Below are 22451 nucleotides of genomic sequence, written 5' to 3'. Positions count from 1 at the left end.
AGGAATTTTAGTCAAACTCCTGAGCCGGAAGGCAGATCAAAATCATCCAAGTCAAAACTGGCATTTGTAATTCAGCGTCATAAAGCTTCTCATCTTCATTATGATTTTAGATTAGAAATGGATGGTGTTTTAAAAAGTTGGGCAGTGCCCAAAGGCCCGTCTTTAAATCCCAAAGACAAAAGACTGGCAATGAAGGTAGAGGATCATCCTTATGATTATAAAGATTTTGAAGGCATTATTCCCGAAGGAAATTATGGGGCAGGGACGGTGATGGTTTGGGACTTTGGCACTTACGAACCGCTGGAAAAGGCCGATTCCAAGGCAGATCAGGAAAAAACATTATTGAAAGAACTCAAATCGGGCTCAATAAAAATCAGGCTGCATGGTAAAAAGCTGAAAGGTGAATTTGCATTGGTGAAAACCGGAATGGCCGAAAATTCATGGCTGCTCATTAAGCACCGTGATCAATATGCCGATGAAGCGGACATTACTGAGAAGGACAGATCCGTGGTTTCTCGCAAAACATTGAAAGGAATCGAGGAGCATCCCGATAACATTTACGGCGAAGAAACCATTGAACCCGGCACAACCAAAAAGGATCATATTGAAAAGGTTAAGAAAGATACAAAAGGCAAAAAAAGTACTGCCGAGGCTAACGATGCATTAGAAGAAGCCAGCGAAAAAGATAAACCGGCTGAGGCTAAAAAAAAAACGAAAGCCCTCCTAAAAAACGCACCAAAAAGTAAGTTTCCGGAAGAACTGGCCCCCATGCTCGCAACGCTTGTGGATGCGCCATTTGACGATCCGGGGTGGGAATATGAGGTAAAATGGGACGGTTACCGGGCGGTATCTTTTCTCAATAAAGGCTCCGTGGAGATTAAGTCGAGAAACAACAAATCATTTAATGATAAGTTCTATCCCATTTACCAGGGGCTTTCTGAATGGAAGATCAACGCTGTACTCGATGGTGAGGTGGTAGTGATCAATGACAAAGGTCTCTCTGATTTTGGTGCTTTGCAGAACTGGCGCAGCGAGGCAGACGGTGATCTGGTCTATTACGTTTTTGACATTCTCTGGCTCGACGGTTTGGACATTACTAACCTGCCTTTGACGGAGCGAAAAGTTATTTTACAGAGCACTGTAACAGATGATAGTCCTGTAAAACTGGGTTACAGCATCGCGGCTGAGGGTAATGCATTTTTTGAGGCTGCACGCGATATGGGGCTCGAAGGTATTATTGCTAAAAAATCTAACAGTGTTTATTTTCCGGGTTCAAGAAGCAAAGATTGGCTAAAAATCAAGGTTAACAAGCGCCAGGAGGTCATTGTGGTGGGATATACTCAAAACGCAGGTTCGTCCAAACTTTTCAGTGCGTTGCTTCTCGGGGCTTACAGCAATGGCAGTTTGCAATATGTAGGCAAGGTAGGAACAGGATTTAAAGACAAACAGCAGAAGGAGATGCTGGCGACATTTAAGCCTTTAATCACCAAAGAAAGTCCTTTCGACGAAACGCCTGATTACAACAAACCGTCCCGTTTCCGTCCCAATCCGCCGAAAGCCAATGCGACCTGGCTAAAACCTGAATTGGTATGCGAAGTGAGTTTTACTGAAATTACCTCCGACGGCGTTTTCAGGCATCCGTCTTTTGAAGGCATGCGTGAAGACAAGGCTGCGAAAGACGTGGTGCGGGAATATGAAGAGCCGACCGAAGAAGTGCTAGCTGACGACGAAAAAGCAGTTAAAAAGAACGATGTCATCAAAAAACCTGCGAAAGCGGAGAGAAAAACTTTACTTAACCCAAAGGAAGATACGCAGGTCAAAAAGGTCAGCGGTAATGAGATCAAATTTTCAAACCTGAGTAAGATTTATTGGCCCAAAGACAAAATCACCAAACGTGAGCTGATCAATTACTACTACCAGGTTGCGCCTTACATGATGCCCTATCTCGAAGACCGGCCGATGTCTTTGAACAGGTTTCCAAACGGAATTGACGGCAAAAGTTTTTATCAAAAAGATGTTACCGGTAAAGTTCCGTCCTGGATTGACACATTCCCGTACACTGCCAATGATGAGGATCAGCAAAAGAATTTTATGCTCTGCAACGACGAATCGAGCTTGCTATATATGGCCAACCTGGGTTGCATTGATATGAATCCCTGGAATAGCCGCACGAAAACACCCGACAACCCCGACTGGTGCCTGCTGGATCTGGATCCTGACACCACTAACACTTTTGAGCAGGTGATCCTGACGGCGCAGACGATCAAAGAATTGCTGGATTCCATTCAGGTCGACAGCTACTGCAAAACTTCCGGATCCACTGGATTACACATTTATATTCCGCTTGAAGCACAATACAGCTATGATCAATGTCAGCTTTTTGCGCAATGGGTAGCCAGTCAGGTTCAACATGAACTGGCTGACTTCACCAGTATTGAACGGATGACAAAAAACAGAAAGGGAAAACTCTACATCGATTACCTACAAAATCGGCCCAAAGCAACATTGGCAGCCGCCTACTCGGTGAGGCCTAAGCCGGGCGCAACGGTTTCCATGCCACTGCATTGGGAAGAAGTCAAGAAAGGCTTACAGCTCAAAGACTTTACGATCTACAACGCATTGGAGCGGGTGCGCAGTGAAGGCGATCTGTTCAAGCCGGTACTTGGAAAGGGAATTGATCTGGAAAAGGTCATCAGCAGGATTGATCTCGTTGAACATTGAAAGGATGATTGCTTATTTGTAAATTCCGGGGAATTAGTTCGACTTGATCGATTTGCATTTGTCCTTAACCTATGACTATGAACCTTCCTGATTCTAAATCTAAAATCATTTTATTAGTCTGCCTACTGCTAACGCATTGGCTTTCCTATGGGCAAAGCGGGAAGGGCGGCATATCGTATTGGCTGACCAACAGCGATAAATCTGTATTATTTGAAAAACAAAAACCACTACCCCTTTCTCAGTCAAAGCCCGCGACCGGTACAATCATTGAAATCAATGAAAAGGAAACTTACCAAACCATGGACGGTTTTGGCTTCACCTTAACCGGGGGCAGCGCTTCGCATCTCATCCAAATGAGCAAGGCGTCTCGTGCTGCGTTGCTGAAAGAAATGTTTTCGACCGCTGGTACCAACATTGGAATGAGCTATTTAAGGGTAAGCATCGGCGCTTCCGATCTGAATGCGACGATATTTTCTTATGATGATCTGCCGCAAGGACAAACCGACCCCGAGCTGCAAAAATTCGACCTGGGTGCGGACCGAAAAGATGTGATTCCGATATTGAAAGAAATACTGGCCATTAACCCGAAGGTGAAAATACTGGGTTCGCCCTGGTCTCCACCTGTTTGGATGAAAGACAATAATGACACGCGCGGTGGCAGCCTGAAACCTGAATTTTATGATGCTTATGCCAAATATTTCGTCCGCTACATTCAGGAAATGAAGAAAGAAGGCATTCGGATCGATGCCATAACTGTTCAAAATGAGCCGCTGCATCCTGGCAACAACCCTAGTCTGCTGATGCTGGCCAAAGACCAAGCAATTTTCGTAAAAAATCATCTGGGCCCGGCCTTTAAATCAGCCAAACTGGATACCAAAATCATTATTTACGATCACAATGCCGACAAGCCTGAATATCCGATCTCGGTACTGAATGATCCGGATGCAAAAAAGTACATCGACGGGTCTGCATTTCATTTATATGGCGGCAAAATCGAAGCGCTATCAGAAGTACACAACGCCCATCCTGACAAAAACCTGTATTTCACAGAGCAATGGATGGGTGCGCCAGGTAAGTTCGAAGAGGATTTCCCTAATCATATCAGGGACCTGACCATTGGTGCTACGCGAAATTGGAGCAAAACGGTGCTGGAATGGAACCTGTCGAGTAACCCGGAAAACAAGCCCTTTACAGATCGCGGCGGCTGCGACAGATGCCTGGGTGGCGTTACGATCGATAAGGACAAAGTCACGCGCAATGCTGCGTATTATGTGGTGGCGCATGCGTCCAGCTTCGTCCGCGCCGGTTCTGTGCGGATCGCCTCGAATGTCGTTGACAAATTGCCGAATGTGGCATTTAAAACACCGGATGGAAAAAAGGTTTTAATTGTGTTGAATGATTCGGACGCCGCGCAGACATTTGCGATCCGGGATGGGAAGAACAATGCGTTAGCGACATTGAAGGCGGGTTCGGTGGCAACATTTGTTTGGTAATCCCGTAGGAATGCAACAAAAATCATACAACACGTTCTAAAACGCCACGTTCCTACTTTTACCTTGAAAATCGGTTGCGATCACTTTCACCAAACCTTTTGCGAGTAGCGACGCTTTTCGGCTGGATTGCGATAAGTAGCCCGATCCATAATGCAGTTCGAATTTCAATTTCCTACCATTTGAATAGGTAGCCTCCATCATTACATCATTCAACTTCGGTGCAATGACCTTAACATCCTTTGAAACCGGTAATGAGAATGTTTTCAACACCGAATTGTTTTGCGCTGCTAGCACTATAAAGCTGCCGTCGCCCAATCTCAAATCTGCCAAACCTTTACCATCACCCTCCACTAAGAAGCCACTTTTCGAAGCACTAACCGGCGCAAAATCGCCCTTGCCATTTCCCGTCAGCAACAGCCCATTGAATGCATCCAACCGGCCGCTGATCGATTCGGTAGCGTAGGAATTGCCTGTCAAAAGCAGATCCAGATGTCCGTCGCCGTTGTAGTCACCACTACATAGGCCGTATACCGGCCCCAGTTGTGCGCTGGCTGGCAGTGGTTTTGAAACAAATTGACCATTACCTTTATTTTCCAGCATAACCGAATGCATTGTTTCACAAACCAGCTTTTCAGCTCCTTCCAGCTCTTCCGGCTTGAATACATCGCTGATTTTGGCTTTGGAATAATCAGCATAATAGATGAACCGTTTTTTGAGAAAATTCATCTGACTGGTCATTTCGTCACGGGGATGCACGGGGTACAGGTCATTGCCTACGTACCTGGCAAGCACAGGATCCATCGTTCCGCTTTTGTCAAAATCCTTGGCCAGCAATGTCAGTGGTTTATCTTTGGACGGCTTGTCTTCTGTGTTCAGGCCTACATTTCCAACCATATAGTCAGTGTCCCCGTCCTCATCAAAATCACCCGATACAATGCTATTCCACCACCCATTCATATTTTTCAAACCCGTTGACGCAGTAACATCCGTCAGTTTTCCTTTTTTGTTTTTATAAAATAATACCTGCATCCATTCTCCGGTCACGATCAGATCCTGCCAGCCATCCTGATCAAAATCGGTCCATAGTGCAGATGTTACCATACCGGCATTTTTCAGATTGGGGCAAACTGCGATTGTGACGTCGGAGAATTTACCGCCATCATTTCTCAAAATGTAGCTTTCCCCGGTCATAGGGTACATTCCGGGTGAAAGACGCCCTCCTACAAACAAGTCCAGGTCGCCATCATGGTCAAAATCCGCAGCATTAACCGTTGATCCACTGCCCGTTGTTCGCGGCAACGCATTCAAATCTTGTTTGAAATTCCCTTTCCCGTCATTTTTATAAAGCCTGTCCTGGTAATACTGAGACCCGGATTCGAATTCATTACTGCCGCTCACCACATACAAATCCAGATCACCGTCGCCGTCCGCATCAAACAACAACGATCCCATATCCTCCTCATACTTACGATCCGAGGTCAGCGGTTTGGATGAAAATTTCTGTTGCTGATTTTGAATAAAAAAAGCGCCGGACTGGTTGAACGCACCGCCAACGTAAAAATCCTCCTTACCATCTCCATTGACATCCCCTACCGCAATCCCCGGGCCGTATTGTGACATTAAATGCGGCAAAAGCGGTTGGATCTTGAAATCAATGTACAGCTCGTCGCGATGTAAATAATTTGTTCCAAAATCTGTTACTTCCCTAAAAATAGACGGCAGTGCAATGCTTTTCACAGGCACATTGTTATTTGCTTTAGAATAATCGATTTGAAGAAGCTGATCTGCCTTAATATTTTTCAAAACCTGCGATTTCTGATCTGGCCAGCTGATTTTAATGGAGTCGATTGATGTGTTTTTCCCCAAACCAAAATGCAGCAAATTGGGCATCGTGGATTGGTAACCGCGGTAAGGCGACATTTCCGAGTACTGTATGGCCTTGCCATTATAAACCCAAACCTTTGCGCCCAGACCGGCGCGGTTTTCTTTGGTACCATTCAGTTTGACATTCAAAAAATGCCTGTCTGGTAATGTTTCAGAGTGGTTTTTGTAAATAAATGCTTCCTGATCAATATTGTTCATCACCAGATCAAGGTCGCCGTCATTGTCCAGATCGGCATAGGCCGATCCATTTGAAAAAGACGGAATGTCAAAGCCCCAATCGGCAGACTTGTTGGTAAATGTCAGGTCTTTATTGTTGCTAAAAAGATAATTTGGAATGTGCGCACCTTCTACCTGTTTCAATGCTTCGGTTAGCCGCCGACTGCCTTGGTTTCCAGTTTGCATTTGCTGCTCGTGCTCTGCCATTCTGTAAATGACAAAATCGCGGTTGGTAATGTCTTTGGGATAACCGTTGGTGATCATCAGGTCACGGAAACCATCATTATCATAGTCGGCCAGCAACGCTCCCCAGCTCCAATCCGTCGCCTGAACGCCAGAGTACCTGCCCGTTTCGCTGAAAAATGGCTTGTCGGTGCCTGGCCGGACGCCGTTGTTGTGCTGCAAGGTATTGCGCATAAACTGCGGCTCATAACCCATTTTCAGCTCTGACAAATGTCGGTCGTAATTCATGAGGCCGAACATATTTTTCCGGCGCACATTGCCTTCCGGAAGCATATCCACGGTGATAAAATCCACCAGACCATCGTTATCAATGTCGGCCGCGTCATTACCCATCGCCGAGTAGCTTTGGTGGCGGAAATAATCAGCTATTTCGTTTTTGAATGTACCGTCCTGCTGGTTAATGTACAGCAGATCATTGGAAACATAGTCATTGGAAATATACACATCCCGCCATCCGTCCTGATTCACATCCACTACCGAAATTCCCAACCCGTAGCCCTCATCCAGAATATTGGCATCTTTGGACACGTCAGAAAAAGTAGCATTGCCATTGTTCCTGTACAATTTGTCAGCATTCGCCGATGATCCGTCCGTTACTTTTTTTCTGATGTTGTTGGGTCCCTTCATGTTCATGACATTGGTAACCAGGTACACATCCAGGTCACCGTCATTGTCATAATCGAAAAAAGCAGCTTGTGTGGTATTACCGCTGTAATCCAGGCCGTAAGCCTTGGCTTGTTCGCTGAAAGTATTATTTTTCTGATTGATAAAAAGCAGATTAGAAAGTGCGCCAACATGACTTGGACCAGAACGGCACACATAAATATCCAAAAAGCCGTCTGCATTAATGTCCACCATGGCAATACCCCGCACCCAGCCTTCCGGAATTTCGATGCCGGACTTGGTGGTAATGTCTTCAAATTCAATGGACTTATCTTTACCCTGCGTCTTATTGAGATACAATCGGCTCGTGGTCATGTTACCACCGAAGAAAAGATCAGTTAGCCCATCATTGTTAATATCGCCTGCACCTACACCGCCGCCATTGTAGAAATATTCGTAGGTCAGGATATTGAGGTTATCGTCCTCATGGAGTGTATTGGCAAAATGAACGCCGGTTTCATCCGCGGGGAGCAATTCAAACAGTTTTTTTGGATCTTTTTTCCCGCAGCCTGCCAATGTAGTGAGGCTTAAAAAGAAGAGTATTTGGTACCAGTGGGAGATACTTTTCACTTGCTGTTCATTTTAGAAAAGAAGCGTACTTCAAACAATTCCTGGTTTTTACCCGGCAGATATGGTTTCTGGGCTTTTTTCAAAATCAATTGGTCACTTGTAAGTTTCAGGATTTGGAAACCGCTTAGCTTCTTGCCCAAAGAGTCTGCGTAAACGAGGGAGTCAGATGTAGGTAATGTGTAGCGGTATGTTTTGGCTTTGTCTTTTTTCCTTTCTATTAAAAATCCATCTTCGGTGTACTCAAATGTAGACCAATGTTCATCAAAAGTATTATTGGTAAAACTAAAACCATTCACAAAGTTATTGATCGAGTCGGTGCGCCAGACCCCTTCGAGATTCCGTTCCTTCATGTTGGTAGGAACGTTGCACCGGCACAGGCCTGCGATCAATAACAATGTGAATAGGTTTTTTTTCAATTGATAAGACTTAGTAATTAGAATTCTGTTTCAATATGCCATTGCTCAAATCCACTTCGCGTTGCGGCAATGGGAAGTAGTAATGTTTAGGTTTCACAAAGTTACGACTTGGCTTATATGGCCCTCTTGCAATTTTGTAATGCGCAGCAATGTCCAGCAAGCCCGCCTTGTCCCAGCGCAGCAAATCCTGGTGACGTTCGTTCTCTCCTGCGAGCTCCACGCGGCGCTCATGCATGATATCCGCCATTTTGGCGCCAGTTTTTGCAGGAAGTCCTGCACGTTTCCGAACTACATTCAACTCCGTATCGCCACTTGCACCGGAGCGGATTTTTGCCTCAGCTGCCAGGAGGTACACGTCCGACGAACGCAGAAAAGGAGCATTCAAACTTTGGCTCATGTCACCCGATTCCGTAAAATCCGTGTATTTTCTGAAAGCATAACCGGTCACACGCGTCATATCGGCCGTGAATGTGGTAGTACCCTGCGAGCCGCGCACGACCTTATCGCCCGGACTATAAATAGAATAGGAACGCCTAGGATCACCCTTTTCGAATTCTTTCACCAAATCATCAATAGGCTCGTGAAATCCCCAACCACCAAACGCCTGCGGAGTGTGATAGAATGTCGGAGAGTTATCAGTCGTCCAGCCAGTTTCGTATTGAAGCGAAAACAGGATCTCGGGATTGTTCTCGGTCGTCAACGCGAAATTCTCATTATAACTGTCGGCCAGCTTGTAAGCCGCATTACCGATCACTTTGGTGCTCGCTTCAATGGCTTTCGCCCAGTTTTCTTCGTAGACATACAATTTAGTCAGAAATCCGTAAGCCGATCCCTGCGTCACGCGTCCCGATTCCGCTGCATCGTAAGTTACCGGAAGTAATGTTGCCGCTTTCTGAAAATCGGCCTCAGCTTGTGCGCGAACCTCGGCCACGGTGGCTTTGGGTTTGTTATATGTTTGCGCTAATGCATCCGCATCCGTCAAAATGGGTACCTCGCCATAAATCAGTGAGAGGCGCCAGTAGATAAAACCCCTCAGAAAATACGCCTCTCCCATGCTGCGATTGCGCAATGTCTCGTCCATATTTACTTTCGGCGCATTGATCAACACTGCATTAGCCCGCGATATTACCTCATATTTGGTAGACCACGTTGCCAGAATGTGAGAGTTCGAAGCGTCAAAGGTGAACATTTCCAATGCCGTTTCGTCCGAGTGATCGCCTGCGCGGTTCATGTCGTCCGAGCAGTTGTCAAATGTGTACTCTGTGTGGGCGAAACCGTCCTCATTGAGCAATGGGGCATAAATAGCATTGGCTGCCGCGATCACATCGTCACCATTACGCCAATACTGCTGCGAGGTGACCTGGCCGTAAGGCGTGCTTTCCAGCAGGTCGTCGTTACAACTGGTAACAGTTACCAGAAAAATCCATCCTGCAAGTATATGTATCTTTTTCATGTTGTTATTTTGTATTTAAGAGGTCTGAACGTGGGTTTAGAAAGACAATGTGGCTCCTATTGTCCAGGTACGGGCCAATGGGTACTGTGCATAATCGACGTTCAACTGCTTCGGTTGGTTCTGATCTCCTACAAATCCAAGCTCAGGGTTCAAGCCCGTGTATTTGGTAAAAGTGAAGACATTCTGCCCGGTAATGTAAACTCTCGCATTGGTCAGTTTCACCTTCTCGATCACCGATTTCGGAACCGAATAGCCTAATGTGAAGTTTTTCAAGCGAAGAAAGTCGCCTTTTTCCACAAACAAATCAGACGGCCGGAAGTTACGATTAGGATTGTCAATGCTTAGCCTGGGAACGGTGTTGCTGGTTCCAGCTCCATGCCAGCGACCCTGCTCCTCAGCATATAGGTTGAAAGAATAGCTTGCATCCAGCCCCTGCATACGGTCCGCATTGAAGATTTTATTCCCACCCACACCGATGAAGAAGACGCTGAAATCAAATCCTTTGTAGTTCAGTCCTGCGTTGAAACCGTAGTTGATCTTCGGCTGCGGGCTACCAATGATCGTCCGGTCCTGATCGTTCACAATACCATCCTTGTTTAGGTCCAAAAACCGCACATCTCCTGGGTGTATCAGCCCGTCTGCCTTTCTCGAATCATTGCTAATGTTCGGATCGGAGTCAATTTCTCCCTGTGTCTGGTACAAACCATCTGCTTTGTAACCATAGAAAGTTCCATAAGACTGACCTTCATAGGTACGGACAATCTCCTGCTGGCCACGGCCATACAATTGAGTAGCCAAAAATCCGCCCGGAGTCGCCAATTTGGTGATTTTGTTCTGAATGAATGTCGCATTTCCACTTACATTAAAAGTAAGCGCGCCAAATGAATGACGGTAACTCGCCTCTATTTCCAATCCCTTATTACGAAGCTGGCCAATGTTCTGATCAGGTATGGTAGATGTTCCAATCGTTCCTACCGCAGGAGGTGCCAAAAGCATCTTTTTTGTATCCTTGATAAAGTAGTTGACCGAAAAATACAATGCGTTTTTCCAAAGTCCTGCTTCCAGTCCAAAGTTGCTCATTTCCGCAGTTTCCCACCCTATTTGCGTATTCGCCAGTCGGCTTTGTGCGGATCCTGAAACCTGGTTCTGAGTTCCCCCGCTTCCAAATGCGTACCGGTAAGAAGGATTGATCAGGGCAAGATATTGTAGTGAATTTATATTTTGGTTACCCAATTGGCCCCAGCCGCCAGTCAGCTTAAAATTGCTAAACACTGGTAATGCATCTTTGAAAAACGCTTCTTCCGAAATTCTCCAACCCAATGAGAATGCAGGAAAATAGCCCCAGCGATTGCCGGGAGCGAATTTTGAAGAACCATCAGACCGGAAAGTAGCTGTTAGCAAGTAGCGGTCCAGCAACGAGTAATTAGCCCGTCCAAACCAGGAAGCGAGTGCATCGTAACTCCGGTTGCCGTTTTCTCCCGCCACCGATACAATGGTACCTGCGTATTGCAAGTAACGGAGGGAAGGATCTTCGCTTGGAAATTCGCGCCCGCGTTGTTTCGATATAATGCTGTTGAATGTCTGCGAAGTATAACCTCCTACCAGACTCAGATTACTGGCACCGAATTTTTTGTCGTAGGAAAGAAAATACTCCTGCAAAAACGACCACGCCTTGCCATGAATCAGATTCAGTTCATTGTAAGAATTGGTACGAAACTGATCCGTCACTTTGACATCGAAAGTGTTGCTCTCAGAGAATGTAGCATCAGTCGCCAGGTTCGCGCGCAGTTTCAGGCCTTTCATGATCTCGAATTCTCCGGTCAAACTTCCCAGAAAACGGTTTCGGATATTGCTCTGATCTTGCGTATCAACCGTAAAAATTGGATTGTTAATGTCGCCGAATGCTCCGATCCCTTGCGTTGAGCTGTACGAGCCGTCATCATTGCGGATCGGGAGTCCCGGATGAAAACGTATCGCGCTCCAAAGCAAGCCTGTTTGAGAAGATGTGGTATTAGGTGAAGTATTATGAGTATTGGTAAATTGTAAATTCTGGCCGATTTTAAGTCGCGAACCTATCTTGTGATCCGAATTGACACGAAATGTTAAACGCTTGTAATAAGACTGCCCAATAATCCCTTTTTCATTATAGTAACCTCCTGAAATCGAAAAAGACGAATATTTTCCTCCGCCGCGAATGGCTGCGTCATAATTTTGGGTTACGCCTTGTTTCAAAAGTGCCTCCTGCCAGTTTGTTTTCTGCGTCTGGTATTGCTTGTCAAGCCAGATCGGCGGGATAGGCAAGCCATCATTGTTGTAAGCTTCTTGTTTCAATGATGAAAGCGAAGGAGCATCCAGTACGTCAAGGATTTTAATGCGATTTGTCACACCGACGTAACCGTTGACAGTGAGCCCGATCGGATTGTCGAATGAGCCGCGCTTTGTGGTAATGATGATCACACCGTTCGCAGCACGTGTTCCGTAAATCGCAGACGCAGAGGCGTCTTTCAAAATTTCAATAGACTCAATGTCGTTGGGATTCACGTCATTCATGGAACCGGCTGGCACACCGTCAATCACAACCAAAGGGTCAGCATTGTTAACTGTTCCAAACCCGCGGATTTGAATGGTACCTGCGTCACCAGGCGCGCCACCATTGCGTATGATATTAACGCCCGCTGCCCGGCCCTGCAATGCCTGCTGCGCCCCGCCCGACGGAAGATTCTGAAAATCAGCGCCTTTCACAGATGAAACTGCACCGGTCACATCCTTTTTTTCCTGCGTTCCGTAACCTACTACCACTACTTCCTTCAATGCGTTCACATCCGGCGCGAGACTGATGTTGATGACCGAACCAGTCCCAACTGCCGCATCCTGGCTCACAAAACCAATAAACGAGAAACGAAGGACTGCATTTCCGTCGGGTACATTCAGCTGGTACTGACCGTTTTGATCAGTGGATGTGCCTTGCTGGCTACCAACGATCAAAATATTCACCCCCGGCAGACCATCGCCTTTATCATCAATGACTTTTCCGGTGATCGTCCGGTCCATGTCAATGTGCATACCTGATGCGCCTACGGGAAAAAGACTTTGCGGCTCGCTCTTTTTTCGCAGCAATATCCGGGTATTACCTACCACTTCGTAGGACACATTCAACGGCGAGAGCAATTGATCGAGAACTTTGTCCAGCGAACCTTGCAACTGCTTCACCGAAACGGTGCTTTTCCCCTGAATACTATTGGTACTGTAAACAAACTTTACATCAGCCTGTTTTTCTATTTGTCTTAAAACCTGTTTGATTTCGAGGGACTCTACTTTCAGTGAAATTTCTTTACTAAGTAACTCCTGGCTATAAACGCCGTGGGCCAGGGACATCCCGCAGCATATCAAGGAAATAAAAAGTTGTTTAGCCGTAGCGCTCATGACTTTGTAAACAACCCTTTTGAAGGGTATTTTTTTATGCATAATTTTAAAAGGTTTTTGTGAACTGAACAACTCAAAAACAAACGGTATCCTGCCTTTCGGAAGGGTATTTAGCGGTGCCGGACATGTTACAGCATGGCCGGCACTTTGCATTGGTAAGCTTCTTTACATTACTTAGGGGCAACCCTCTCCGTAAACAAACAAGGAGGTCCCCCTGCGTTCGTACTCCATATTAACAGATTTACAAATCAGGTCGAGCTGCTCAAACATAGGCAGATCATTGAGGTCACCGGTAAAAAGACAGTTTTTTAAAACATCTCCTTCAATCACAATATCAATTCCATAAATGCCTTCCAGCATTGTTAGTGCCTCTGAAACAGGCATTTCCGAAAATTCAAAACGTTGGCGGGATTCAACCGGCTTTACCATCGTTGGATTTTTGACAATCCCAAGTTCCATTTTCCGCGATTCCTTATCAAACACAATTTTTTGGTTGGGCGTCAGGATAAAACCATTCCGACTGGCCTGCCTGCGCTCCGAAACTTCGTATACTGACACCCTACCGCTGGCAACCTGCACTTCAATCGACCCCGCCCCGTCGTAAGATTTCACATGAAAGCTGGTTCCTAATACCTGGGTAGCCAGATTTTCAGTAGATACGATGAATGGTTTTGCCGGGTCCCGTTTAACATTGAAAAATGCCTCTCCATGTAGGTATACCATTCTTTTGCGGTCGCCAAAGTGTTCGGGATAACTAATGCGGCTGTTGGGCTGTAAAATAACCACACTTCCGTCTTCCAATGTCAGTCGCTGCGGTTTTCTCGAAGTATTCTTCACTTCAAAACCTTCCTCCTTGTCGCTCAGCACCGAAGCAATGGCCGCAAAGTAACCCCTCTCTTTTGGAAAAAAGCTCCAAACCAGTCCCAAAACAAGCAGAACAGAGGCGGCAGCGGCTGGAAGCCACAGCCAAACCCTACCGGAATGCTTGCCGATCGTACTTTTGAAAAGCTTGCTTTTGATACGTTGACCTATCATTGCTTTCTCTGAAAGCATTACTTCACTTTCCTGCATTGGATTTTCTTGCAGGTATTTCCCCAAAAGCTCTTCCTCATCCGGGGTTACATTTCCCGACAAGTACTTTTCAATTAATATATCGTAGTTAGGTGTCATGTTCAATGGCTAATGCTAATTGTTGGAATGATACATCCAGAGGCTCTCTTTGAGGGCTTTAAGTGATTTGGTAATGTGGTATTCCACTGCTTTCTCCGACATGTGAAGCTCATCTGCAATTTCCTTGACAGATTGGTTCTCAAAACGGCTCAGCTGAAAGATCCTGCTGGTTTTTTCCGGCAGCTTGCCCATTACTTCATCCACAGCTCTGGACAGATCCGAGAATTGTACGATTTCATCCGTTGAGTAAGTTTCATGTATCTTGTTCAGAATCAGATATTCCTGATATTTCCGCCAGGTAATCTGAGACTTGATAAAATTGGTAATGCGGTATTTCATCGCAATCACCAGATAAGTACTGAGGTTCCTGATGATGGTTTCCTGACGTTTGTTCCAGAGACTTTCGAAAATATCATGAACCAGCTCCTCGGATTCTTCCCTGGAACCGACCTGATGGTAGGATATGCAAAATAACTTATACCAATAGCGGTCATAAATCTCCTCGAAAGCACGCTTGTTGCTTTCCTGAAGCTGAATAACCAGTTGCTCATCGGTTAAAAATTTATTCATCTGACACTCCTGTATCGGGTTACACTGTATAGTCAATCAACTCCCGAAAATCCCTAAACAATTTATAAGATTTTTTAATAAAACCGGTCGCTAACTGGATCCGACCTCTCACACAACAACTTTGGTAAGCAATTATTTTCCTTGTTTGTTTGTGACGGCTTAATAAAAAACGGGTCAGCACACACTATACTTTAAACTATACACACACTTTTTTTATTATTTGTTTTTGCGAGGCAGGTATTCGCTGCCATGTCTTCGTACTAATGCCTCCCAGAGGTAAATTTCTCAAATCGGTTAAATCACAAATTTACTTTCTATATTTGAAACAGACACCTCCTGGCCTAACATGGGCAGGAGGTGTTTTTATCAGCGTTAAGATTACAATTTTTGAATGGCGACCTCCCATAAGTTGTTTGTTAGCATTCTCTGGACCACATTATTTGCCATTATTGCTATATTCTGGCTTTCGGTTTATCATTTCTCTTACGACTTCCCTTTTTACGACGACTTCGAGAATATCGTTCAGTTCGTCTTTAATTACATTCAGGCAGATGGTTTTCAGAAAAAGCTAAGCCTTCTATTTGAACAGAACTTCGAACACAGGGTTATTTTTGCTAAACTATTAACTCTTTCTCAATACCTGCTCATAGGTAGTCTCAATATCAAGTGGCTGATTATGCTGGGAAATCTGAGCTTGCTGGGGGTGCTGTTTCTGTTGTATCAATACCTTTCAAAAAAACAACTTTCACTTCTTGCCTTTTTTGCATCAGGCTGTTTGCTTTTTCAGGTTCAGCACTATGAAGATACTATTTCCTGGGCCACCTGCAGTTTACAGCACGCGCCCTGTCTGTTTTTCTCTTTGTGGAGTTTTCACCTGGCGCTAAACCGTAAGAATTTATACGCCAGCGGGTCTTTGGCCCTACTCGCTTTGTTCACCAGCGCCAATGGGCTTTCGGCTATCGTTATCTGGCTGATCATTATATATGTTACCTCCCCCAAGCGCAAGGAAATCATTCTCCCGTCCCTCATTTTGGTTACCGTCACAGCTGTTCATCTGCTGACCATGACGATCCACTCAGGCTCCTTACGGGAACACATTACCAGTAACATCGGAACCAAGCTGATCCTGCTGCTTTCATTCGCTGGCCAGTTACTGGACTCCAATGTGACTGGACATATACTGCCCAGCGTGGTTTTAGGAGCCATTTTTCTTTTACCTATTGGCCTTGTGCTCATGAAATTGGCCACAAGGCGGTTTTCAGATATTAGTCAGCTGCAATGGTTTTGCGTAGCAGGTATCAGCACATTACTTTTTGTGGCTTTTCTGATCGTATTCGCAAGAGGCATAGATCCTGATTTTCACGGTTATAAAATGGATCGCTACAAGATATACGCAGCATTTTTTGCAATCCTGGCGATAGGCTTTTATGATGGATACTGGGCCGCGTTCCGGCTTGGTTGGATTGTCCGTACGGGTGTTACGGTGGTGGCCTTTTTGTTCTGTATCAGTACTTATTACATTTATTACGGCCCGATAGTGCAGTACAAAAGAGCCATTGAAGCGAATCAGTTGAATTTCTTGTGGAGCAAAACCATTTATTACCCACTTATTTACAATGACAGGAAAACGGCTGAATATCTGGCTTTCGCTCAAAACAATAACTTAGTTAATCTAACATCAAACGAGTTTCCAGTTAGCCAGGCGGCTTGGGAACTAAAAAAAGACAGTCTGCCCGTGCAAAAGTTGGAGGATAAGTCTACTATTTCACTTTTCAATAGTGAATGGATGCCAGAAGCGGGCTCCTATGATGCGCTATATGCAGTGGCGATTGATTCGCCATCCAGGCAACCGAGATACCTGATCACGATCGAAAACACCTATCAGCGCGCCTTTAAACGATTTTATACGAAATTTGAACGCCCGGTATCTCCCGGTTTTCACTGCACGATCTATAAGCCAAAAATGAAGAAAGGATCTTACGACATCCATCTCGTTTTGTCAAAAAATGGACGGATCGTAAAATCCTACGAACTTAGTAAAGTGGCGATTTAAGCCAGCGTTTCAGTCATTTGTAAAAATATCACCCTCTTGTAATACTCGGGATCATATTTAACAAGTACCTGACTGCCTTGCCTGATCGAATCGTATTTGGAATAAGACAGTATCTCTGTCATTTCCGCTATAAAATCCTCCCCTGCTTTGGGTTTGATCTGTACTTTCACCTGAAATTCAGGCAGATTGTTGAGATATTCTCCGGTGGGTTTGATATTCAACACGGTAGCCTTTGCCTCTACACCTTCTTTGAGTATTTTCTTCTTGCGCTCATCCCTCACCTTTTTACGAAGAGCGGAGGCGATTCAGAACCCAACCATGCAGAGTAGTATGATGGTAGCGAAAGTTTCTCTATTATTAATTTCCATGGACTTACATTTTTTAGGGTAGTAAATCAAAGTAAGCGTTTACTGCTTATATATAGGCTATGCGATTTATCAAACGGTAAGCCACTTAGTTTATGGCACATTGAGGCTTTTAAAAGGCCAAAAACCTAATCTATCCCTGGCACAAACTTTGTTTGTTATCGTTATCTTGTGGTACAATTCCGATCATTCATCCCAAAAACTATGTCAATGGATATCAAGTCAAACCAATCTACCGAGAACCGGCCTGAGGGTGACAGGATTCTCAATGCACCGTATGTTTTTACCGATATACCCATGTACTTAGAACAGCTGAGATCTGAAAAGTCATGGGTGAAAAATGACCGGAACGCAATTACTGTCTACAAGTCAGAAAAAATCACGATCGTGATTGCAGTTCTTAAATCCGGCGCAGTAGTGAACGATCATTCGATTGCGGGATGTCTTACTTTTCAGGTACTGGCCGGAGAACTAAAAGTAGAGACGGAAGGAAGGATTTTTTACGCGACGCCTGGCCAAATGATGACATTTCATGCCGGCATATCACATTCGATCAGGGCATTGGCCGATTCGGATATTGTCATTACCACTTACAAAGGTTAGCCATACGATGGGGCAGATCAGAACGCAATTGCAAACAGAACATCTGTGGTGGCAGCAAGGAGTGATATATCAAATTTATCCGCGTTCATTTCAGGATTCTGACGGCGACGGTATTGGAGATCTGACAGGCATCATCAGCCGCCTCGACTACTTGCACTGGCTTGGAATAGATTGTATCTGGCTATCTCCTATTTTCCCTTCTCCTATGGCGGATTTCGGATACGATATTTCCGATTACGAGGGTATCCATCCACTGTTTGGCAAAATGGAGGATTTTGATGAATTGCTCCGCGAGGTGCACAGCCGCGGTATGAAATTGCTCCTTGACCTTGTTCCCAACCATACCTCCGATCAACATCCCTGGTTTTTGGAAAGCCGCTCGTCCCGGGATAACGCTAAACGCGATTGGTATATATGGCACAACCGACGCCCCGATGGCTCTTTGCCCAACAACTGGCTCAGCGTTTTTGGCGGGCATGCATGGGAATGGGATGAAACAACACAACAATACTATTACCATGCTTTCCTGAAAGAGCAGCCAGATCTGAATTGGCGTAATCCAGAAGTGCAACAGGCCATGCTGGATGCCATGCGATTTTGGCTGGAAAAAGGAATTGATGGTTTCAGGGTCGATGTGATGTGGCATATGATTAAGGACGGACAATTTCGGGACAATCCGCCTTTTCCAGGCTCAACGTTCGATGCCGACGATCTGATTTATGATCATTATATACCTGTTTACTCCACGGACCAGCCGGAGGTGCACGATATCGTGCGAATGATGCGCAAATTAACGGATGAATATGATGAACGTGTTCTGATTGGTGAAATTTATCTGCCTGTCGATAAATTGGTTACTTACTACGGCCTGGATGGTAAGGAAGCGCATTTGCCATTTAACTTTCAGCTCCTGATGCTTCCCTGGGATCCTACGCAAATTGCGATGGCGATTGACGAATATGAGGGTGCATTACCAGATCAGGGCTGGCCTAACTGGGTATTGAGCAACCATGACAGGCCTCGCATTTCCAGCCGGATAGGAAGTTCTCAGGCCAAAATCGCAGCCATGCTCCTGCTCACTTTGAGGGGAACACCCACCATTTATTATGGTGACGAGATCGGTATGTGTGATGTACCGATCCCGATGGATGAAATCGTTGACCCGCAAGGTCTGCATGCGCCCGATCTCAACGTCAGCCGTGACCCAGCACGCACTCCCATGCAATGGGACGAGAAATTCAATGCGGGCTTTTCAACCCACAAACCCTGGCTGAGGCTGCCATATAATTCGGGTAGGGTCAATGTTAAAATGCAAAAAAAGGATCCATACTCAGCATTATCGTTTTATAGGACGCTAATAGCCCTTCGAAAAGAACATCCTGCCCTTCATGTCGGTAGCTATTCACTTGTGTATTCTGATAGCCAGCTAATTTCCTACATCAGGAAACATGAAGACATGCGCTTTCTGGTCATTTTGAATTTAAGTCACAGACCTGGTTATTTCAAGCCGAAAACAGAAGTTTATAAAGGTGTCGTGATATTCGGCACAGAGAACGAACGGGCCGGCATGCAAGTCGAAGGAATTATCACATTAGGTGGCGATGAAGGTCTTTTGATAAGATTGGAATAGTTACCAGCCTCACTACATCCTGGTGCAAAAAAAGAAGACCGGGTGGTCCGGCCTTCTTTTTCATTTAGTTTATTGATGAAATCTAGTGTAATACTTTTTCAGAGTCACGAAGACTTTTGATCGTATCGTGTCCTCTTCTCAATGTTGCTTTTTGCTGTGTGATCAGCGAACGAAGTTCGGGTGTCAAATCTTCCGATTCCAGCGCTGACTCATATGCTTTTTGTGCTGCATCCTCTCCAAACTCTGAGTTTTCCAAAGATGTTTTTCTGCCATCACTGCTGAATGCAGATTTAACATCCATCCAAACTCTATATAATTTCCCTGATACCATTGTTCCGGTTGCAGGCTCACCTCCTAATGTACTTACTTCGCTGGTCAATTCAGATACGTGTTGTCTGCTATGGTTTGCCAGATTATTGTAAAGCGACCGTAGATCTGTGTCCGACGTATCGGTTTCATCATAAGCCTTTTCATATCCTACTACACGATCGTTATTGATAAGGATCAAATCATTCAGTACTTCTATCATTTCTGAATTTTGTGACATGACTATTGTTGATTAGTGATGCTACCAATTCCAAAATTATTGTTCCAGCGCGGGAAACGGGTTTAACAAATCATGTACATGCGTATTTGTAGATCTTTTTGCCCCGTATATGGCAAATTCAATATATAATTGAAGTGCTAGCCCTACTTGGCGCTAAGCTTTTTTCGTACTTTACTCAGGAATTCGGGAGAAAAACCCAGATAAGAGGCGATATAATGCTGGGCAACACGTTGTGGAATCGCGGGGTAACGGTTAAGAAAGTCCAGGTACTTCTCCACAGCCGTACTGGAAATAGTGCGAAATAGCCTTTCCTGCGTCTGCGCCAGGTTTCGTTGCACCATCAGGCGGAACATGCGTTCAAACCCGGGTACCCGTGCGAGCAATTTTTCTTTATTTTCGGGGGATAAAAGCAGCAGCTCGCATTCTTCCAGCGTTTCGATGTACATATGACTGGGTGTTTGGTTCTGAAAGCTGGTAATGTCACTCACCCACCAGTCCTCAATGGCAAACTGCAATGTTACTTCCGCACCGGCACTATCTATATAATAAGTGCGGATACACCCCTTCAGGATAAATGCCTCGAATTGGCAAATTTCGCCTTCCAGCAGCAGGAAGGTCTTCTTGGCAACTGATTTATGTTGAAGCAATGAATCAAAGTATTCGAGGTCCTGCGCCTCGAATTTCATGCAGCGCAATGCGTAGTCGTTGATCTTTTCAAACATAAAGCAATTCAATTTAGCAATTTACAGTCCGAGCGCGTGGCAGATCTCTGAATGCAGAAGGCCACTTCCGCCGCCGTAGTGACGCATGCAAACAATGCGCTGATCAATGGATTTGCATAGTTCGAAAACCTGCTGTTCCACTGCATCATTCACGCCGACCCCTAAAAGTACTAAATCAAATTTATCCAGCTTAAATGCCGCAGCCGCATTTTCGTAAGAATTAACGCCAACTCCATTCCAGGATTCGTTTTTATTAATCAGTCTGATGATCGTTTCCAGAATTTCTGCATGATCTGCCAGTACCAGAATGTTTGTTTTTTCCATAATTTTTAGGCTATCGCCATTCGGCTTTTCCTCTCCTACCATTTTTCCGGAACTTCCATTACTAACACAAAAGCATCTTCAATGCTTTTAAAAGTGACCTCCGAATCCGGCCAGATGCCATATCCGTCCCTGGCTTGCATCAGCTGGCCATTGACCTCTATTTTCCCGCTGATCAGAAAGGTGTAAATTCCATTTTCCTGATCTTTTATAGAATAGGTTGTTTCAAAGTCCTTTTCCAGTTCAGCCAGATGAAACCAGGCATTTTGATGGATGGTCACACCTTCGTCGTCTGCATTCGGTGACAATATTTGTTGAAACTTATTGCGCCTGTCACCGCTGCTATAATCGATCTGATCGTATTGTGGTTTGACATTCAACTCATTAGGATACAGCCAGATCTGTAAAAACGATACGGCTTCCGCTTTGTCTTTGTTGTATTCTGTATGATAAATGCCAGTACCCGCACTCATCGCCTGAATTTCTCCCGGACTGATGACTGCCACATTGCCCATACTATCCTGATGTTCCAATGTGCCTTGCAGCGGAATGGATATAATTTCCATGTTATCATGTGGGTGCCGGCCGAAGCCCTGTCCACCGTGGACGATATCATCATTCAATACTCTTAACGCTCCGAACTGGATTCTTTTCGGATCGTAGTTGCCATGAAAGCTGAAAGTTTGCGCACTTTTCAGCCAGCCATGATCAGCAAAAAAACGGGAATCCGCGGGATGAAAGACTGAATTTTTCATAATGCAGGCAAGATAGTGTTATTGACCAGTTTTATTTCTTCTCCTGAAATCGTATGTGGCCGTCCGGGATAGATCGCATAAGTCACAGATGCATTCATTCGTTCCAGAATGGCAATGCTTTCCTTCACACGTGATACAGGAACGTGCGGATCAGGATCGCCCGTAGAGATAAAAACCGGAGTACCGGCAAAATCTCTGCTGTAATTTTCTTCGGCTAGTTCCTGCCCTACCAGACCGCCCGTTAATGCTATAATTCCTCCGTACCTTTTCGCATGCCGCGATGTATATTCCAGTGTAAGGCACGCTCCCTGAGAAAATCCTGCAAAGTAGATATTTTCAGAGGTAATCCCGCTGGCTTCTATTTCTTTAACAACCTCATTTACAAGCTGCAATGCAGAGTCGAGTGCGGGCTGATTCTGCGCGGCCGGTGCCATGAAACTGTAAGGGTACCAGCTATGGTTTGTTGCCTGCGGTGCATAAATAGCCATTTTATCGATATTCAAAACCTTTTTTAAGGAGATAATGTCCTCAGCGGACGCGCCCCTTCCGTGGAGCATGACAATGGCCTTTTTTGCTTCGTTGACCGGTTTTCCGCTGTGTATAATTTGCTTACTGTGCGTATACATGATAATA

General features: G+C 45.2%; 17 protein-coding genes. 5 read left to right on the top strand and 12 right to left on the bottom strand.

Annotated elements, in window-relative coordinates:
* On the top strand, nt 1-2721 hold a 2721-nt coding region (ligD, locus tag ABIO93_RS31215; protein ID WP_348073961.1), incomplete at its 5' end, for a DNA ligase D.
* 77 nt (nt 2722-2798) lie between these two features.
* Nucleotides 2799-4214: a glycoside hydrolase family 30 beta sandwich domain-containing protein gene (locus ABIO93_RS31210; protein ID WP_348073960.1), complete on the top strand. Its 1416-nt coding sequence runs from the start codon at nt 2799-2801 to the stop codon at nt 4212-4214.
* A 36-nt stretch (nt 4215-4250) separates the two neighbouring features.
* On the opposite strand, the gene ABIO93_RS31205 is transcribed toward ABIO93_RS31210, so the two are convergent.
* The 6 genes from ABIO93_RS31205 to ABIO93_RS31180 all read right to left on the bottom strand — a co-directional run bounded on the left by ABIO93_RS31205 (nt 4251) and on the right by ABIO93_RS31180 (nt 14822).
* On the bottom strand, nt 4251-7790 hold the full coding sequence (locus tag ABIO93_RS31205) for a VCBS repeat-containing protein (RefSeq protein ID WP_348073959.1): 3540 nt from the start codon (nt 7788-7790) through the stop codon (nt 4251-4253).
* Complete coding sequence (locus ABIO93_RS31200) at nt 7787-8206, bottom strand: hypothetical protein (protein WP_348073958.1); 420 nt, start codon at nt 8204-8206, stop codon at nt 7787-7789. Before ABIO93_RS31200 ends, ABIO93_RS31205 begins: the two co-directional genes overlap by 4 nt.
* Before the next feature lie 10 nt (nt 8207-8216).
* A complete protein-coding gene (locus tag ABIO93_RS31195) occupies nt 8217-9659 on the bottom strand; it encodes a RagB/SusD family nutrient uptake outer membrane protein (protein ID WP_348073957.1) in 1443 nt (480 codons plus the stop codon).
* Nucleotides 9660-9695: 36 nt separating this feature from the next.
* A complete protein-coding gene (locus tag ABIO93_RS31190; RefSeq protein WP_348073956.1) occupies nt 9696-13124 on the bottom strand; it encodes a TonB-dependent receptor in 3429 nt (1142 codons plus the stop codon).
* A gap of 132 nt (nt 13125-13256) precedes the next feature.
* On the bottom strand, nt 13257-14252 hold the full coding sequence (locus ABIO93_RS31185; protein ID WP_348073955.1) for a FecR domain-containing protein: 996 nt from the start codon (nt 14250-14252) through the stop codon (nt 13257-13259).
* Nucleotides 14253-14267: 15 nt separating this feature from the next.
* The gene (locus ABIO93_RS31180; RefSeq protein ID WP_348073954.1) at nt 14268-14822 is read right to left on the bottom strand and encodes a sigma-70 family RNA polymerase sigma factor; all 555 of its coding nucleotides are present in this window, start codon (nt 14820-14822) and stop codon (nt 14268-14270) included.
* A gap of 391 nt (nt 14823-15213) precedes the next feature.
* Between ABIO93_RS31180 and ABIO93_RS31175 the strand changes: the two genes are divergently transcribed.
* Nucleotides 15214-16875: a hypothetical protein gene (locus tag ABIO93_RS31175; RefSeq protein ID WP_348073953.1), complete on the top strand. Its 1662-nt coding sequence runs from the start codon at nt 15214-15216 to the stop codon at nt 16873-16875.
* On the opposite strand, the gene ABIO93_RS31170 is transcribed toward ABIO93_RS31175, so the two are convergent.
* Nucleotides 16872-17156 (bottom strand): hypothetical protein, encoded by a 285-nt coding sequence (locus tag ABIO93_RS31170; protein WP_348073952.1) that lies wholly within the window; start codon nt 17154-17156, stop codon nt 16872-16874. The two genes, ABIO93_RS31175 and ABIO93_RS31170, sit on opposite strands and share 4 nt — an antisense overlap.
* Before the next feature lie 294 nt (nt 17157-17450).
* Here ABIO93_RS31170 and ABIO93_RS31165 point away from each other — a divergent pair, with 294 nt between their 5' ends.
* Nucleotides 17451-17843: a hypothetical protein gene (locus tag ABIO93_RS31165; protein ID WP_348073951.1), complete on the top strand. Its 393-nt coding sequence runs from the start codon at nt 17451-17453 to the stop codon at nt 17841-17843.
* Between the two features lie 7 nt (nt 17844-17850).
* Nucleotides 17851-19473, top strand: coding sequence for an alpha-amylase family glycosyl hydrolase (locus ABIO93_RS31160; protein ID WP_348073950.1), 1623 nt, complete (start codon nt 17851-17853; stop codon nt 19471-19473).
* Nucleotides 19474-19555: 82 nt separating this feature from the next.
* On the opposite strand, the gene ABIO93_RS31155 is transcribed toward ABIO93_RS31160, so the two are convergent.
* The 5 genes from ABIO93_RS31155 to ABIO93_RS31135 all read right to left on the bottom strand — a co-directional run bounded on the left by ABIO93_RS31155 (nt 19556) and on the right by ABIO93_RS31135 (nt 22444).
* Nucleotides 19556-20020 (bottom strand): PA2169 family four-helix-bundle protein, encoded by a 465-nt coding sequence (locus ABIO93_RS31155; RefSeq protein WP_348073949.1) that lies wholly within the window; start codon nt 20018-20020, stop codon nt 19556-19558.
* Between the two features lie 143 nt (nt 20021-20163).
* The gene (locus tag ABIO93_RS31150) at nt 20164-20742 is read right to left on the bottom strand and encodes a Crp/Fnr family transcriptional regulator (protein ID WP_348073948.1); all 579 of its coding nucleotides are present in this window, start codon (nt 20740-20742) and stop codon (nt 20164-20166) included.
* A 21-nt stretch (nt 20743-20763) separates the two neighbouring features.
* On the bottom strand, nt 20764-21066 hold the full coding sequence (locus ABIO93_RS31145; protein ID WP_348073947.1) for a response regulator receiver protein: 303 nt from the start codon (nt 21064-21066) through the stop codon (nt 20764-20766).
* Between the two features lie 35 nt (nt 21067-21101).
* A complete protein-coding gene (locus ABIO93_RS31140; protein ID WP_348073946.1) occupies nt 21102-21818 on the bottom strand; it encodes a pirin family protein in 717 nt (238 codons plus the stop codon).
* A complete protein-coding gene (locus tag ABIO93_RS31135) occupies nt 21815-22444 on the bottom strand; it encodes a dienelactone hydrolase family protein (protein WP_348073945.1) in 630 nt (209 codons plus the stop codon). The genes ABIO93_RS31140 and ABIO93_RS31135 overlap by 4 nt, the downstream gene beginning before the upstream one ends.
* Nucleotides 22445-22451: the final 7 nt, after the last annotated feature.

The organism is Dyadobacter sp., from assembly GCF_039919315.1.
Classification (GTDB): Bacteria; Bacteroidota; Bacteroidia; order Cytophagales; family Spirosomataceae; genus Dyadobacter.
Note: the sequence above shows the minus strand (reverse complement) of the source record. Positions and strands in the feature narration are given on the sequence as shown.

What these genes read in the sequence shown, in the direction of transcription:
- ABIO93_RS31210 (WP_348073960.1), top strand. Translation starts at nt 2,799, where the DNA reads ATGAACCTTCCTGATTCTAAATCTAAAATCATTTTATTAGTCTGCCTA.
- ABIO93_RS31195 (WP_348073957.1), bottom strand. Translation starts at nt 9,659, where the DNA reads ATGAAAAAGATACATATACTTGCAGGATGGATTTTTCTGGTAACTGTT.
- ABIO93_RS31190 (WP_348073956.1), bottom strand. Translation starts at nt 13,124, where the DNA reads ATGCATAAAAAAATACCCTTCAAAAGGGTTGTTTACAAAGTCATGAGC.
- ABIO93_RS31185 (WP_348073955.1), bottom strand. Translation starts at nt 14,252, where the DNA reads ATGACACCTAACTACGATATATTAATTGAAAAGTACTTGTCGGGAAAT.
- ABIO93_RS31180 (WP_348073954.1), bottom strand. Translation starts at nt 14,822, where the DNA reads ATGAATAAATTTTTAACCGATGAGCAACTGGTTATTCAGCTTCAGGAA.
- ABIO93_RS31175 (WP_348073953.1), top strand. Translation starts at nt 15,214, where the DNA reads ATGGCGACCTCCCATAAGTTGTTTGTTAGCATTCTCTGGACCACATTA.
- ABIO93_RS31165 (WP_348073951.1), top strand. Translation starts at nt 17,451, where the DNA reads ATGGATATCAAGTCAAACCAATCTACCGAGAACCGGCCTGAGGGTGAC.
- ABIO93_RS31160 (WP_348073950.1), top strand. Translation starts at nt 17,851, where the DNA reads ATGGGGCAGATCAGAACGCAATTGCAAACAGAACATCTGTGGTGGCAG.
- ABIO93_RS31155 (WP_348073949.1), bottom strand. Translation starts at nt 20,020, where the DNA reads ATGTCACAAAATTCAGAAATGATAGAAGTACTGAATGATTTGATCCTT.
- ABIO93_RS31150 (WP_348073948.1), bottom strand. Translation starts at nt 20,742, where the DNA reads ATGTTTGAAAAGATCAACGACTACGCATTGCGCTGCATGAAATTCGAG.
- ABIO93_RS31145 (WP_348073947.1), bottom strand. Translation starts at nt 21,066, where the DNA reads ATGGAAAAAACAAACATTCTGGTACTGGCAGATCATGCAGAAATTCTG.
- ABIO93_RS31140 (WP_348073946.1), bottom strand. Translation starts at nt 21,818, where the DNA reads ATGAAAAATTCAGTCTTTCATCCCGCGGATTCCCGTTTTTTTGCTGAT.
- ABIO93_RS31135 (WP_348073945.1), bottom strand. Translation starts at nt 22,444, where the DNA reads ATGTATACGCACAGTAAGCAAATTATACACAGCGGAAAACCGGTCAAC.